Here is a 15,501-nt window from a genome sequence, read left to right on the forward strand (position 1 = left end):
GTGGAGTAGATTAGATAACAAATATTAATGTTCTATTAGATCGTTCAAAGCGAAGGTATTTCCTTTTTTTTGAAATGTTCATTTTGCAGGTATTTTTGCGGGCTTTCGGACAAGCTATCATTAGCCTTTCCACAATAGGTTAAATATAAGTCGCAGAAGTTCAACCCAAATAATAAAGGGGAGATTAATGATGGGTAAAAAAAACCGTAACCGCGTCAATGCACCGAAAAAAAATAATCATATTCCTGAAGAAGCCATTATAGCCGAACAAGAAGCACACGGTGAAGAATTTTCTCCGAAAAAACGAAAAAATGGTCCTGGTTCCAATACTGAATGATAGAGGAGAGTTTCTCTCTATCCTTTCTTACATTTTCCTACAACCGTTATGCCTTTAGGGCATAGCGGTATTTTTTGTAATGATTAAAAAGGTACCATGTGGTTAGTCTAGTAAAAGAACTAATTGAAAGTTCTCTTTCAAGGTAGTGACTTTCTTGCTATCAGAGGCTTCATTCGATATCGTAAAGAAGGAACAACGTTTGAAGGGAGAAATGAAAATGAAGGCACTTGTCTTTGATAATTTTGGTGGACCAGAAGTCCTATCTATAAGAGAAATTGAGGAACCTAAACATTCAAAATCAGAAGTAATTGTTCGAATGAAAGCAATCGGCTTGAATTTTGCTGATGTATATAGAAGAAAAGGGAATTATCACTTAGTTGGTAATCCGCCATTTATTCTAGGTTATGAAGGTGCAGGAGTCATTGAATATGTTGGAGAAGATGTTCATTGTGTGAAAGTTGGCGATCGTGTCGGGTTTGCTGATGTTCCCCATGCCAACGCTGAACTAGTTTCTGTTTCTGCTGATAAGCTGTTACCGCTTCCTGATGGCATTTCTTTTGAAACTGCCGCTTCAGTTTTACTTCAAGGATTAACTGCCCAATATTTAACTCAAGACAGTTATTCAGTTAAAGAAGGAGAGACCGTCCTTGTTCATGCTGCTGCAGGTGGAGTCGGGCAATTACTAACACAAATAATCAAGATGAAGGGTGGTCAAGTTATTGGCTTAACCTCATCAAATGACAAAGCAACTGTAGCAAAACAAGCTGGTGCGGATCATGTTTTTCTTTATGAATCAGAATGGGTGAAATCCATTAAGGATGTAACGAATGGACAAGGTGTTGATCTTGTTTATGAATCAGTTGGGAAAACTTTGCTAGACAGTTTCGAAGCAACTAAGATTAGAGGGACTGTCGTATTCTTTGGAATGGCAGGTGGGGATCCAGAGAAAATCGATCCTAGAATGTTAATGGATACTTCAAAAGCATTAATAGGAGGAGATCTTTGGAATGTATTAACTTCTCATGATGAACGGAAAAAAAGAGCAGCAGAGTTGTTTGAATGGATCATGTCTAAGAAGATCCTAATCGAAGAACCAACTCTCTTTTCCTTAGAGGACGGGGCAGACGCACATAGACTTCTAGAAAGCCGTAAAAGTACTGGGAAAATATTATTAATACCATAAAGTATTCGAGGGCTATCTTATTTATAGGTAGTCCTCGAATACTTCTTTTTAGGTTGCTTCCATTCATTCTTTATTAATTCGTAAAGGGCTCGGCGATTCATCTCCTTATTTATAATGATATTCAGAATCTTTTTCAGTTCCTTTTTACAGACCATTTCTTTAGACCCTTAGATAACTTATTTATGGGAACCCTTGCTATCACAGGGCTGGTCCCCTACTTTAAAAACAAACTGCCGACTATAACCGCTATTAACAAGGCGAACTTGCAACCTACATACTGAAAGGTAAAACCCACAGTAAGTTATTCACAATCTACAAATGGAAATCTGCAATTCACAGACTGCATTTATTATCCACAGAACCCGATGAGGGCAAAAAAAAGAGAACTGGTCAGCTCTCATGGTGATTTTATAAAAGTGATAGAACCATTAATAAAAAAGGGCAGGGGAAAACACACTGAACGAATACATTCAGTGTGAATGTTAGGAAGGTGATACAGAGAGCATGTAGAGACGCTCCTTTTGAATAGCAAAGTAGGATTGAATGGTTGCCTTTTTCTTTGTGAGGGAAGAATTTTGACTGGATGGAGGAACCGCATGATTGCCGAACTTGCGGATTAGTGTCATCAGCATGTCCAACTTATCATATGTATCGTTTCTAAGGTCCGTAATAAATTCGGATGCGGTACGTTTATTATCACTGGTCTTTTTCCTTATTCCTTCTGCTTCGCTTTCTTCTGTCACTGTCTTCACGCGGGAAATGAGCCACTCCTCGCACCAGTTGTTCAGCACATTGTGGATGAAATCGGCTTGCTTGAGCTTGACGCGAATGGGTTCGATATGTTGATCTACTTCCAGATAATTCACTTCCCGGCCTAGAGCCTTCTCGGAGATGCTTTTATGAAAGTGGTCACGGTCAAGAAGGCTTTTGATCGATTCTGCTCGGTGAGAATACTTTGCCATCTGCTCTAACGTTTCATTGTAAATAATTGTACTTAAATAAGCGGATGCCTGTTTAGGAGCCGCAAGAAGGTGTTTATTGGCAGGAAGAGCAAGACCGAGTTTTTTAAGAGAATAGGTATAGACGAACCGTGCTAGCTTCAGCAGTTCATGTTGTATATCCATAGAAATGCCTGATTTTTTCGCATCTTGAAGAAACGAACGAAAAATGTATCTGCCGACTCGTTCCAATTCCATACATACGGAATCACTGATATGTCCAAGAAAGCCCGTGTTGAAAATCGTTCTGCGTAAAAATGCTCGTTCTGCTCGATTTTCCATATACTGCTCCAGCATTCCTTCATTGAAGGTAAACACAACAGCCTCTTTTTTTGAAAAAGCCTTGCTTGCGAAAGAAATTGTCACTAAATTACCTAAAGTCTTATGGACTGTATCTATTGCATCTAATAAACGCTGCCTCGTGAAAAGTGAGCTGGAATCGGGAACGATTTCACTATAATCAAATAATACTTCTTCGGACTTCGTAACCGACATTCGAAAAGCACCCATCAGCAACAGCCGCTTTGCATGTATGGTTAAGTTTTTGAAAGCCTCACTGTAAAAGAAACGGTATTTCTTGCAATAACGGTCGGTCTTACTGTTAAAGCCAAGATTACTAGTAGGTCCAAGATTGAACTTATATAAAACATCTCCGCCTTGACCAACAGGTACGAAAACTTTTTGGAGACATCCTTGAGGTGACGTGAATTTCTTGATGATCTGCTTTAAGTATTTTTCTGTCGTACCCACGCCGCTCGCCATCATATGAAGCGGGCTCTGAATAACCCCATCCCAATCACTATGAAGCAAGGAGTACAAACACGTATCAAATTCAGTAGAAGATACATTTCTTAATAAATAGTGGTAGGTTTCTTCATAAATCATACGGTTTCGTCTCCTTTATTATCCGCCTTTTTCTATGAGGCAGGGGGCATTTTATTCTTAGTAATCCAGCAAAAATCCGTCTGGGTCTTCACACATGTCGATGTACTTTTCATAACAGATGCTGTACCATTTCGTTTTGTCCATTTTCGAATTGTTATAGTTGCAGGAGACCATAAACCCTTCCTTTTCGAGACTAAGGATTATCCGCTTGATGGTCCCTTTTGACCAAAACGGCAGCTGCGTGTGCAATTGATCATATGTAGAGTAAATCCAGTCCCTTCCGTCTCTTTCCATTCCATACGCTTCTATTGTTGAGTGAAGAAATGCCAGCATCAGCGCCTTTGGTATGCCGATTGTTTCTGCTAAATAAGGGTTGAACCCTAAGCTATAATTCTGATCTAATAACGTTTCCAATTCCATTTCTATTCCTCCTAAAAGTTCTGGATTGAACTTTCCGAGTGTCTGGGATAGATGTATCGAAAGGAACAATCTTCACTGTCTATATAAACTTTAGATATGAGAAAGTAGCATCGTAGAAAAAAAAATTTAGGAATCTTATATTTTAGGAGAAAATGCTATATCGATATATTTAGACGAGATGAAGAAGATAGTAAATTAGTTGGTCAAAAAGTGATAAAATAGTAAATAAATAGAAACATATACTATAAGGGGAGATTTTTAAAACCATGATACTTTCACTAATAGCTTTTATCTTAAAAGGGGTTTTAACGAAAATACCATTTGCTGTATTGGGACTTTCCCTAATTCCACAAAGATGGACTAACGCAATCAAGGAAAAGGATATACTCTTTTCCATTGAGCAAGTGCTGAGACTTTTACTTTCTGCTATCGTATTATTTTTTGTTATTGATATTATTTTACTAGATCTTACTGCGACTGCATTCTTTTCAAATTTTGCCGTTATTTTTGGACTTATTCTTATTTTTGATTCAAGAATGTACATGTACAGTGCAAAAGTGTCTTCAATACCCCGCCGCAATCGGAATAATGAGGGGGCGAAACATTCAACAAGAACACCTTGGAATGTACATTTCAACAGTTTGCTGGGAATCGCTTTGATCGCAGCTTGGGTTATCATGTTGTTTTATCCCCTAACATTTGCCGAGAAACTTCATGATTTAGCAAAAGTTGATAAGAAAAATAAGCTAGAAGAAGTTCAAGACATTAAAACCATGCCGCTTGTAACAGTAAAAATGGCAGACGCAAAAGGCGATGCAGCTATTAATAAAATATCAAACGCATCGTATTTCACTGAAGGCGAGTACCGTCTAACCAATATAAATGGTGAATTAACATATACTTCACCAATTGAAATGGACGGATTTTTTAAAGCTGGGAAAGCCGAATACACGCCAGGTTATAATCTAATTTCCGCCATTTCGACAGATAAAGGTGCAAGTACTGTAAAAGGAAAAATGTTGTATGCTCCATCACAGTATCTTGATTATGATTTAGAAAGAACGATTCGTAAGGAATATCCGAAAAAAATCATACATGATTCATACCTAGAACCAAACGAAGATGGAAAGCCCTTCTTTGTAGCTTCAGTAGGACATTATTTGAAATACCGCAGTGGGTCTGTTGTGGACGGAGTGGTATTAGTGAATCCGGAAACGGGCGACACAAAATACTATCCTTTAGGAAAAGAACCTAAATGGGTTGATAGAACATTTACCTTAGAAACAGCCCTGGAATATTGGACATACTGGGGGAAATATGTTCACGGGTGGAGAAATCAGTCCTTAATTGGAGCGAAGAAAGATGTTTTGATTCCTAATGAGGATAATATGCAAGTTACTTTTAACGAAAAAGGCGAATTAATATATGTAGTTGATTTTACAAGAGCAAAATCAAAAGGAAACTCCAAAACTCTAGTAGGTTACGGAGTATTCAATGCTAAAACCGGTGAGATGACATACTATAAAGGCGTTACGTCCGTTCTAACTGGAAAAGAAGCAAAATCCAACGCCAATGCGAGCGAGTTCTTGTCTAAATATCCAGGGTGGAAAGCCACTAATGGAATTTTCTATACGATATACGGTGCACCCACTTATGTAATTCCCGTTACAAAGGGCAGTAAGTTTCAAGGGGTAGCAATCGTGTATGCCAATAGCGATAATCCCCAAGTGGTTTTTGGGAAAACAAAAGATGAAGCATTCCGGAACTATAAAAAGCTAATAGCTTCATTAGGAAAAGTCAGTGGTGTTACACCTCAAAAAGGATTTGAACTGAAAGAAATCAAAGGGAAAGTAACAAGGATCAACGATGCCAATCTCTCAAATGGCTACGTGTTCTATTTAATTGTAGAAGGCAATGCCAAAAGATTCTCAGTGGATCCTGGAGTCAGTGCACTCTCTGATATTGTATTGACGAATGTAGGAGACCGGGTTGTGCTGAAAGTGATGGATATGGACGAAGAGGTTGTTCCAGTCGATCAATTCACTAATTTAGACTTACCAAAGAAATAAAAGCATGAAAAAAAAAGCATTGTTATTCGCAATGCTTTTTTTCATGCCTGTTATTAGAGTTTCGAATGATTGTTCATTACAGGTCCGATAGGTTGATTGAAAGGGTGGATTCCATATAATATCCCTTTTGAACTACAGCTTTTATTGCGAAATGGCCATTTACCCGTTTTCGTACCCGGTACAGAAGTGAAGCGATTTCTTCTGCCGACACAATTTGCTGGGGGTCCCCAATTCTCTCGGGCCATACATGTCGGACAATCTCTTCCTTTGAAATAAGGTTCTCCAAATTCTCATAAAGCAACTTAAAGCAAGTAAATTCTTTTAAAGGCATTTTAATGGGAGCTTTTTCATTGATGATCACAGTCTGAAGATGCTCTTTAATAACCACGTTTTGTTGAAAAGTGATGTTCAACGGAGTGAAATCCTGTGTTAAATCGTTGTCGATGGAAATCATGAATTCAATCATTCCATTAATCAAAGTAATGGTATCCCCCGGTTCAATTAGGCAAGGCTGCCCCGGCACAAGTGGCATCTGGTTCACTGAGGTGCCATGTTTGCTCGATAAATCCTCAATAAGAAGCTTTCCTTCCTTCATATAAATCTGGCAATGTTCCCTGGAAACGAAATCATTGTAAAGCTTGAAATCAGCTTTGGAGTGTTGGCTGGCACGGCCAATCAGGAGGCTTTTTCCTTCAAAGACATAGGCGAATTCCTCAGGTTGGCCTTTGTGCATGGTTCTCAATACAACCTTAAAAGTTTTGATGCTCATTCACTTCTTATCTCCTTAAAAGTCTAAATATTTAGATTGTTTTCATAGGTTTATCATTTTCATTACATGGCTGTTTAGTGAGTTCAATCATATAATTATAAATTATCAGACGCTGACATACTAACGAAAAATGAAAAAAATACAAATTAGGTACACAAGCATTTTAAGTGAGGCATGAAGGATGAAGAAAGGACTACTATTCTTGCTGATATCCGCTTTGACCTTAGGAGGAGTGTTTTTGTGGCATTTCCTTAAAAACGATCAGGCAACACTTAAGAAGTATTCGATGAATATGTAAAACGATTCTCCGAGCAGAACTATGATGAGATGCTACACCTTATTTCTGAAGAGAAACTGGAAGAATATGATTATACAAAAAAGAGTTTCTGAATGATTATCTTGCTACTGAAAAGCAATAGAAAAGGAGTTGACCAAAGGTGAGTATGTGGAGAGATAGAATAAATGCTTTTAGCATCCTGCTAGTGATTGTAAGCATGATGGTATACATTATTATTCCTCAGCCTCTTACCCTCGGCCTGTACTGCATATTTGGCATTGCCTTTATCAGCCTGACTATACTGAATTGAGTATAGCCTGGAGTGGAGAGGGGACGTGGGAGCCAAAGTAGGAAAAAGAGAGGACTATAAAAAGGTGAAGGCGGCATATCTGAAATCATGAAGCCTCCACTCGAGTTCCAAGTTTTTGTTCACTTGTTTGGGAAGATAATAGAATGTGAAAATCCATTCATGGCCTGCCGAATCATAGGTAGGTTTTTTTGTTTAGAATGAAACGTAGTGAACCGTACCATAAGTAAGTGAGGTTTATAAAAGAACCACCTAAAACGTTTGAAGTAAAGCGTTTCAGGTGGTTTTTAATTGTTGTATAAAAAGGAGTGGTTTCTTTTAATGACGAATTATTAAGAAGATAAAATTTATTGGAGGACAACAGAGATGAATTGGATTGAATTGAAAGAGGAATCGGATATCAAGGATTTGCTAGAGCGATTAGGTTATTTTCATGATGGATGCTTGAGGGAAATCATATGTGGACAGGAACTTATGTAAATGAAGATTTTTCCATGACTGTTCCTGGAGAATTAGATACGAATATAAAAATGTTATTTCAACGTCAGTATAGCAATCCATCTGCAATTGAATTGCTTTTTGAAAGTGTAACGGGTATTCATATTATCCCGACGCCAGAAAATTATGACTCAATTATCCGAGATGCCATTATTTTAAAAAGTGACGACAATTTTTATTGGGCAGATGACTATAATTTTCAGCCTGAAAAAGAAATTGAAAATGGTGTGAGTTGGATTGCAGCAAAAAAGCTAAAGTGGAGAGAAGCAAATGAGTGGATGGGAAAGCAAAATCGATATGGGGAAAATGAATAGAGAAAATTGCATTTTAGATAGTTACGGAGAACTGTACAATAAATAGGTGCAGTTTTTTCATTTACATAATATGAACGCAAATATAATTGATGAGGAAATGATTATTAATATTGGAAAATGATATAATATTTGAGATACAGCATGAGGAGGGTTTTTTTGAAGACTAGTATACGTATAATTTTATTTTATTTTGTAGTTTTTTGCATTTTAATTACTGTTGATTTTAGAGACCATGCAAACGCAGCAAGTGATGCAATCAATCTTGGATTTGAACCTTTAGATACAGTGTTAGATCCGAATGAACCTGTCGTGTACATGACGCAGAATGGTAGTAGATTGATTTATGCAGTTAACTATGAAACTGGTGTAATAAAGACGTTGCAATTGCCTTACATAGCAGAAAGATTAACTGTATATAATGACAAACTTTATGTTACACAGCTGAAGTTTAAGCATAGTATGACAAATTTCGGTCCGTATAATGGTAGTGTGGCAATTGTCGATGCAAATGATTTTTCATTTCAAGAGATGTTGCCTGTGACGATAGATCCCTATGATGTGATTGTTGATAAGGATGGCTATTTGTATGTTACATCTGGCTCGGGTCAACATTCTTATATTAAGGTCTATTCTTTAGCGGACAAAAAAGAAGTAGAGAATAATTCTCGTGCGAGCAGCTATCAAAGTTCCACAATTACTTATAATCCCACGCTTTCAAAAATATATACGATTACTTCGGCTTCATCTCCAAGAGACATTGAAGCGCACGATGTCAATCAAGGTGTGATATCGAGTATATATGACTCACCTTATCATGGAGATTTCCGACTAAATAAGGAGGCGAAAATTTCTCCTGATGACGAAAGAATATATAGTGCTTCATCGGTGTTTAGTTTAGCGAAAGAGAAAACACAAGATTTATTTAATAAATTTACATTTGATGAAGTATATAACGATTTTGAGTTTAGCCTGAAAGACAATGTCACATTTGCGGCAAGTCGCAATGGCGGTATTCATGTGTATACATATGATACGAATGAATATGTATATACGTTGAAGCGTAATATTATTGCGGATAAGCTATTGTTTAAAAATGGTTTAATAGCTATTTATACAGATGTTCAAGGGAATCATTTCTTAGAGTTTATTAAAGATTATGGCGCTGGTCAGTTTACTGTTGATCAGCAATCTTTTACTACATATGATAAAGGCGAAAAATTAATATTGAAAGATTTAACAAATCAATCAAAAAACATACCGACATATAGCGAGTTTAAGCTTTTGTTTAATCATAATATGATACTAAAAGATAAAGAAAAAATTACGCTACAAAGCCCTAATGGGGATGTCAATGTGAGGGTGGCGCTAAATAAGGATCAATTAACGATTACTCCAGAATATTTACTAGATCATACAACATATACGTTAACGATTGGTAAAGATGCATTGGCTGATTATTCAGGGAAATCACTTACGACAAATCATACGATTCAATTTACAACAGCTGTAGCACCAGTAGCGGAGTTATCGATGGCAATGAATAGCAATAAAACACCATTAGCGTATACGTTCACAGCAAATGCATTTGGCGGTCGTGAGCCATTGTATCAATTCGAAGTGTATGAAGGAAACTCAAAGCAAGGACGGGTGCTTCAAAAATTTAGTTCATCGTCAAATCTTATATGGCGCCCAAGCCATCAAGGAACATATACGATGAAAGTACTTGCGAAAAGTAAAGAATCCACTGCGGTAGCAGATAAAGAATATAGCATGGAAGTAACGGTAGTAGATGAAGAGCTACCAACTGTGACATTAATACCCAGCACGAAATCACTAACGAATGGGAATATTGATATTACAATTCACGCGAATGATAATTTAGGTATTCGCTCAATTACACTGCCACATAACGATATTGTCTATAAAGACAAAGCGGTGTATACGGTTAGTGGCAACGGAACCTATACATTCGAGATTGAAGACGTGTTAGGTAATGTTATTAAAAAGTCAATCAAAATTAGCAATATCGATAAAGTCAAACCAACAATCACATTATCCACGAATACAACTGAACCTACGAAAAAAGATGTAACGATTGTAGCGAAAACAGCAGATAACATGCGCATCAAAAACATCCAATTACCTGACGGCACGATTTTAAATGGCGCAAGTACCATCTTTGTCGTGAGTAAATCAGGTGAATATAAATTCACAGTAGAAGATACAGCTGGTAATTTGGCAACAAAATCAATTACTATCAATAATATTTTTAAAGGCAAACCAGCGACACCAACAGTGAGTACCATTTGGGATTCGCATACAGTAATTAAAGGAAAAGCGACACCGAATACGACAGTTTATGTGAAAAAGGGCCAAACAATCATCAACTCGGCGAAGGCTTCTATTAAAGGAAACTACAGTATCAAAATTTCAAAACAAAAAGCGGGTATAAAAATTGCGGTATACGCAAAAGATCCATTAAACAATATAAGTAAAACAAAGACTGTTACAGTCATCGATAAAACTGCACCAACGACGCCAAAGATAAATAAAGTTACAGCGAATACAAAAATACTGACAGGTAAAGCAGAAAAAGGCGCAACAGTCTATATTTATAATGGCAACAAGTATGTGAAAAAAGGTACTGTTGATACAAAGGGCAATATTCGCATCACAATTGCGAAGCAAAAGAAAGGTGCTACTTTAACAGTATTCGCAAAGGATAAGTCTGGAAACAAGAGTAGAGTATGTTTAGTTAAAGTAAATTAATTATGAGTGCTTTCAAAACCTCATTTAGACACAATACGGAGAACCGTATCACATGTGATGGTAAACAAAAAAGTAGAAATTATAATCAACTAAGATATTCTTAAGAGAAGAAGCAGGAACCCATTAAGGGTACCTGCTTCAATTCAATTCTAGGAGCAGTGTGAAGAGATAATGGTGAGAGTATACCGATGTTTTCGTAAAATCCCAAGCAGCGGCAGGCAATCAACTATATTTAAAGAGAGCCATTTTTATGTGGAAACGGTATAATAAATTGGCAGAAGTAGACATTAAAATGGACTGCACTTGATTTTAATGGCGTGTATATAACTGAATTATGAGAGAAGGAACCATTATACAAAAAGACAAAAGAAGAAAAGGAGAAACTATGACAAAAAGTAATGAAACAGGATGGAATTTAGACAATAGTTATTCCCGTCTTCCGGAAAAATTTTTCACCAGTACCAACCCGACTCCTGTAAGTTCACCGGAGTTGATCATTCTCAATGAACAGTTGGCAGCATCCCTTGGTTTGGACGTTCAGGCCTTGCAAAGCGAAGATGGCGTAGCGGTGTTTGCTGGAAATCGGATTCCAGAAGGTGCTTCGCCTCTTGCTCAAGCATACGCGGGGCATCAATTCGGGCATTTTAACATGTTAGGGGACGGACGGGCGGTGCTTCTTGGCGAGCAGATCTTGCCTCAAGGCGGGAGATTCGATATCCAGCTGAAGGGTCCTGGAAGAACGCCATACTCCCGCGGGGGTGATGGCCGGGCTGCACTTGGACCGATGCTGCGCGAATACATCATCAGCGAGGCGATGCATGGACTCGGCATTCCTACCACCCGAAGTCTGGCGGTGGTGACAACCGGTGAATCAGTAATCCGCGAAACCGGGCTGCCTGGTGCAATTATGACCCGTGTGGCTGCAAGTCATCTGCGTGTAGGAACCTTTCAATTCGCTGCAAAATGGGGAACGGTTGAGGAACTACGGGCCCTTGCCGACTATACAATAAAGCGTCATTATCCAGACGTTGAAGCAGATGAGAACCGCTATCTTTCGCTATTTCAGGAAGTGATCAAGCGACAGGCTGAGCTTATTGCACAATGGCAGCTGGTCGGCTTCATTCATGGGGTAATGAATACTGACAACATGACGATTAGCGGAGAAACCATCGACTATGGTCCTTGCGCCTTCATGGATGCCTATGATCCGGCAACGGTTTTCAGTTCCATTGATACCCAAGGCCGCTATGCTTATGGCAATCAGCCCTATATTGCCGGGTGGAATCTTGCACGATTTGCTGAAGCATTATTGCCGCTGTTGCATGATGATCAGGAGCAGGCTGTTAAACTGGCCCAGGATAAGATTTCAGTTTTTAATGAGTTGTATCAATCTAATTGGCTAGCGGGAATGAGAGCAAAACTGGGGCTATTTAACGAAGAGTCACAGGATGAAGCGCTTATTGATAACCTCCTCAATATGATGAAGAAGCATGGTGCAGACTATACCAATACCTTCCGCACATTAACTTTTGATACACCGAAGGATATTGTCCTATTTGGGACGCCTGAATTCGCTCAGTGGCATGAGCTCTGGCAGGCGAGACTAGGCAGGCAGAAGGAATCGAAAGCATCCTCGAATCAGTTGATGCAAAACAGCAATCCTGCGGTTATCCCACGAAACCACCGGGTAGAAGAGGCACTGGAAGCAGCAGTGGAAAAAGGAGACTACAGCGTGATGGAGCGGCTTTTAGATGTTCTTTCAAACCCTTACGCGCACTCCGCCGAACAGGCTGAATACTCCACACTGCCTGAGTCAACAACACCTTACCGGACCTTTTGCGGTACCTGATTTATAAGGATTAGAGAAGTCAATTTGTGAGGCTGAAAGACAAAAGAAGGATCCTAGAACATTCTCCTCATTAAGCGTGAATGAAGATGAAATGGATTTTGGAATAAAAACCGCCTAGTGTTTGGAGATCATAAAGGAGCTCCCTCGATTGAAAGATGATCAGTTGTAAACGATTATCTTTCAATCGAGGGAGCCATTTTTCTGTACTACATGTCCATTAGTAAAATAGTTTTGTTTGAAGAATATCCATGGCACGCTCAATATCCTCTAAATCTTCTTTCGAAGCATTTTGCAATCGACTTTGGAAACGAGATTCTACGATTGCAAAGGCTTCGTTCATCATGGTTTCCCCCTCTTTCGAGAGACGAATATATTGTTTTCGTCGATCTTCGGAATCACTTAATTTTTCGATTAAATTCTTTTCGCTTAATTTTTTCAGCTCACGACTCGTGTTTGGCATTGATATATGCTGACAGTCACTGATTTCACTTGGAGTGACAGGCTGACTTACAGTTATATATTCAAGAATGTTATATTGAACTGGCGTGATGGAATCAGATTTAGCATTTTGTGTTAATTCGTGTGTCACCTGATGAGCAGAAGTTGTAAATGACACCCATTTATCAAAAAGAGCTTTTTTGTCCATAACTTTCACCTCTTACTGAGAAGATAACAAAAATATTATCATAATACAATTATCATTTGACAATAAAAATCTGTGAGTGTTATAATTTTATTATCAAATGATAAGTAAATAGGGGTGCGTCATGAACATGCTAGTCATTTACACATATCCTAATCACAAAAGTTTAAGTTATGCGTTTTTACAGAAAATCATCAAAGGTAGTAATGAGAACCCTAACATAAAGGAGTTGCAGGTCTTAGATTTATATGAAGAGGGCTTTAATCCACTCCTAGTGTTCAATGAGCATAAACGAAGGCGTGATATGCACCGTGATCCTCACCTTGAAAAATATAGAAATCAAATTACTTGGGCTGACCAGATTGTCTTTGTCTATCCAATCTGGTGGGGGAGACCTCCCGCAATGCTTATGGGATATATTGATCAATTATTTGCTGCAAATTTTGCCTACAGGGATAAGAAGGGACTTCTACCAGAAGGACTTTTAAAAGGAAAGTCAGTTGTATGTGTTTCCACTATGAAGGGACCCACAAAATATCCACTTCTCTGGTTGAATAATGCGCATAAAATATTGATGAAAAAAGCCTTATTTAATTTTGTGGGTATCAAAAAAGCTAAGTTTTTTGAATTTGGTAATATGGAAAGTTCAAATGGAAAACAAACAAAAAAACTAGATAAGGTATATCGGTATTTCAAAAAGTTGGAAAGCTAAGATAATCGTTTTCGTTACTTTTTACGAGATTAATAGAGAAACCCCATTCATGTACGGAACAGCGTAATGTACATGAATGGGGTTGGTAGTATTTAGACGTTCTTTAAATATTGCACTAAATCCGATAAATCTTACTCCGTAATTAGTTCAGTTTAGTTTTAAAAAATCTCCATTTAGTCTTAATGAACGAAAGAATCGTACAAATCACTATAATGGTAAATGAAGCTAACCCACTAAACCAAATGCTTTGAAAATCACTTACGTAAGGTTGAATAATGTATGAGATAACTATAGCTAATACTGCGCTTATTGGAATGAAATTCGCAACTTGCCCTTTACTAAATACTATTGCCAGAAATGGTGCTAGCAATGCTGAATATATATTTCCAGAATAAAATAAAAGCTCTAATAAGGTTGGAGAATTGAAGAGTGTAGCAACAAAAACCATTCCTCCAATCAAGATTGATAGAAGATAGGCCATTCTTATTTTTTGCTGGTCACTTTTTTTAGTTTGGAAAGGTTCTAAAATATTGGCCACAATTAAGCTTATTAATGAATGTAGACAGGCACCAAATGTGGAGGTGATTGCACTAAATGCACATAATATGAAAAGAATAAAAATGAAAGGTGTCGTAATCTTGTTAGCTAATCCAACTAAAATAGAATGTATATCAGTGAACCCACCTGTAAAGATAACCATGATAAAAAGAGATGAAAAGGATAATGGGAATGTAATCCATATAAGACCAGATAAGGAAAATGTTAAGGGGACTTTTTTTATTTCTATCATAAATAGACGATGCCATGATGTGAGGTCAAAGAAAAACTGACCGAACCCTACTAGAAGCCCTGCAAAAATAAAATTCCATAAATCATACTTATTGATTACTAGCATATATGGGTGATATAGACGGATCCCATCATAAACAGGTTGAATCCCTTCCTTGACGAAAAAGTATAATGGAATTAAGATAGCGGCGGCAAACATAGAAATGACTTGAAAAGATGCGATTCCGTGAATAAATTTTAACCCGCCGAATCCAGCAAAAAGAACACAAAAACAGAAAAAGAAGAACAACCCTACATAAAGTGGCGTATCAAAAAGAAATTGACAAAGGGTAGACGCTGCCATTCCCTGAATGAATAAAGTGTGTAAACTAGTTAATACCAGAATCACTATCAATATCCAATATCCAAGGGGATGAAGTCTGGTTTTTAAATAGTCTCCCATAGTCAATCCCACAGGGAAATCCTGTCGAACTCTCCGCCCTATAAAACTGAACATAAATAGAGCAATAGCTCCCATTAGAGCATAGCCAATTCCTCCGAAAACTCCATACTTTACCATGGACTCAGGAGAGGATAATATCGTGGTTCCTGTCACCCAACGTGCCAGGAGGGAGATAATTCCTAAGCCCATCCCAATTTGAATAGGGCCTTGTACGTATTCTTGAAATGAACGAGGACGCAA

General features: G+C 37.9%; 12 protein-coding genes. 7 read left to right on the plus strand and 5 right to left on the minus strand.

Features of this window, described 5'->3' with window-relative positions; genetic code table 11:
* Positions 1 to 190 precede the first annotated feature (190 nt).
* Together JFU50_RS14240 and JFU50_RS14245 are read left to right on the plus strand one after the other, a co-directional pair.
* On the plus strand, positions 191 to 337 hold the full coding sequence (locus tag JFU50_RS14240) for a hypothetical protein (protein ID WP_162878680.1): 147 nt from the start codon (positions 191 to 193) through the stop codon (positions 335 to 337).
* 217 nt (positions 338 to 554) lie between these two features.
* Positions 555 to 1,520 (plus strand): quinone oxidoreductase family protein, encoded by a 966-nt coding sequence (locus tag JFU50_RS14245; RefSeq protein WP_053348176.1) that lies wholly within the window; start codon positions 555 to 557, stop codon positions 1,518 to 1,520.
* A gap of 482 nt (positions 1,521 to 2,002) precedes the next feature.
* Here JFU50_RS14245 and JFU50_RS14250 read toward each other — a convergent pair whose 3' ends face one another.
* Together JFU50_RS14250 and JFU50_RS14255 are read right to left on the minus strand one after the other, a co-directional pair.
* Positions 2,003 to 3,403: a hypothetical protein gene (locus JFU50_RS14250; RefSeq protein ID WP_201222997.1), complete on the minus strand. Its 1,401-nt coding sequence runs from the start codon at positions 3,401 to 3,403 to the stop codon at positions 2,003 to 2,005.
* Positions 3,404 to 3,460: 57 nt separating this feature from the next.
* Complete coding sequence (locus tag JFU50_RS14255) at positions 3,461 to 3,823, minus strand: hypothetical protein (protein ID WP_201186741.1); 363 nt, start codon at positions 3,821 to 3,823, stop codon at positions 3,461 to 3,463.
* A 266-nt stretch (positions 3,824 to 4,089) separates the two neighbouring features.
* Here JFU50_RS14255 and JFU50_RS14260 point away from each other — a divergent pair, with 266 nt between their 5' ends.
* Complete coding sequence (locus tag JFU50_RS14260) at positions 4,090 to 5,892, plus strand: hypothetical protein (RefSeq protein WP_201222998.1); 1,803 nt, start codon at positions 4,090 to 4,092, stop codon at positions 5,890 to 5,892.
* A 76-nt stretch (positions 5,893 to 5,968) separates the two neighbouring features.
* On the opposite strand, the gene JFU50_RS14265 is transcribed toward JFU50_RS14260, so the two are convergent.
* Positions 5,969 to 6,661: an FHA domain-containing protein gene (locus JFU50_RS14265; protein ID WP_201186739.1), complete on the minus strand. Its 693-nt coding sequence runs from the start codon at positions 6,659 to 6,661 to the stop codon at positions 5,969 to 5,971.
* Between the two features lie 1,042 nt (positions 6,662 to 7,703).
* Between JFU50_RS14265 and JFU50_RS14270 the strand changes: the two genes are divergently transcribed.
* The 3 genes from JFU50_RS14270 (at position 7,704) to JFU50_RS14280 (ending at position 12,675) form a co-directional block, all read left to right on the plus strand.
* Positions 7,704 to 8,057, plus strand: coding sequence for a hypothetical protein (locus JFU50_RS14270; protein ID WP_242489047.1), 354 nt, complete (start codon positions 7,704 to 7,706; stop codon positions 8,055 to 8,057).
* 156 nt (positions 8,058 to 8,213) lie between these two features.
* On the plus strand, positions 8,214 to 10,826 hold the full coding sequence (locus JFU50_RS14275) for an Ig-like domain-containing protein (RefSeq protein WP_201222999.1): 2,613 nt from the start codon (positions 8,214 to 8,216) through the stop codon (positions 10,824 to 10,826).
* 385 nt (positions 10,827 to 11,211) lie between these two features.
* A complete protein-coding gene (locus JFU50_RS14280; protein WP_201225085.1) occupies positions 11,212 to 12,675 on the plus strand; it encodes a protein adenylyltransferase SelO in 1,464 nt (487 codons plus the stop codon).
* 217 nt (positions 12,676 to 12,892) lie between these two features.
* Here the strand turns inward: JFU50_RS14280 and JFU50_RS14285 are convergent, their stop codons facing one another.
* Entirely contained in the window at positions 12,893 to 13,321 is a 429-nt protein-coding gene (locus tag JFU50_RS14285) for a MarR family winged helix-turn-helix transcriptional regulator (protein ID WP_201186736.1), read from the minus strand.
* Between the two features lie 121 nt (positions 13,322 to 13,442).
* On the opposite strand from JFU50_RS14285, the gene JFU50_RS14290 reads away from it, so the two are divergent.
* On the plus strand, positions 13,443 to 14,030 hold the full coding sequence (locus tag JFU50_RS14290; protein WP_201223000.1) for an NAD(P)H-dependent oxidoreductase: 588 nt from the start codon (positions 13,443 to 13,445) through the stop codon (positions 14,028 to 14,030).
* Positions 14,031 to 14,172: 142 nt separating this feature from the next.
* On the opposite strand, the gene JFU50_RS14295 is transcribed toward JFU50_RS14290, so the two are convergent.
* The gene (locus JFU50_RS14295; RefSeq protein WP_201186732.1) at positions 14,173 to 15,501 is read right to left on the minus strand and encodes a transporter; all 1,329 of its coding nucleotides are present in this window, start codon (positions 15,499 to 15,501) and stop codon (positions 14,173 to 14,175) included.

This window comes from Peribacillus sp. TH14, assembly GCF_016651145.1.
Classification (GTDB): Bacteria; Bacillota; Bacilli; order Bacillales; family DSM-1321; genus Peribacillus; species Peribacillus butanolivorans.

What these genes read in the sequence shown, in the direction of transcription:
- JFU50_RS14240 (WP_162878680.1), top strand. Translation starts at nt 191, where the DNA reads ATGGGTAAAAAAAACCGTAACCGCGTCAATGCACCGAAAAAAAATAAT.
- JFU50_RS14245 (WP_053348176.1), top strand. Translation starts at nt 555, where the DNA reads ATGAAGGCACTTGTCTTTGATAATTTTGGTGGACCAGAAGTCCTATCT.
- JFU50_RS14250 (WP_201222997.1), bottom strand. Translation starts at nt 3,403, where the DNA reads ATGATTTATGAAGAAACCTACCACTATTTATTAAGAAATGTATCTTCT.
- JFU50_RS14255 (WP_201186741.1), bottom strand. Translation starts at nt 3,823, where the DNA reads ATGGAATTGGAAACGTTATTAGATCAGAATTATAGCTTAGGGTTCAAC.
- JFU50_RS14260 (WP_201222998.1), top strand. Translation starts at nt 4,090, where the DNA reads ATGATACTTTCACTAATAGCTTTTATCTTAAAAGGGGTTTTAACGAAA.
- JFU50_RS14265 (WP_201186739.1), bottom strand. Translation starts at nt 6,661, where the DNA reads ATGAGCATCAAAACTTTTAAGGTTGTATTGAGAACCATGCACAAAGGC.
- JFU50_RS14270 (WP_242489047.1), top strand. Translation starts at nt 7,704, where the DNA reads ATGTGGACAGGAACTTATGTAAATGAAGATTTTTCCATGACTGTTCCT.
- JFU50_RS14280 (WP_201225085.1), top strand. Translation starts at nt 11,212, where the DNA reads ATGACAAAAAGTAATGAAACAGGATGGAATTTAGACAATAGTTATTCC.
- JFU50_RS14285 (WP_201186736.1), bottom strand. Translation starts at nt 13,321, where the DNA reads ATGGACAAAAAAGCTCTTTTTGATAAATGGGTGTCATTTACAACTTCT.
- JFU50_RS14290 (WP_201223000.1), top strand. Translation starts at nt 13,443, where the DNA reads ATGAACATGCTAGTCATTTACACATATCCTAATCACAAAAGTTTAAGT.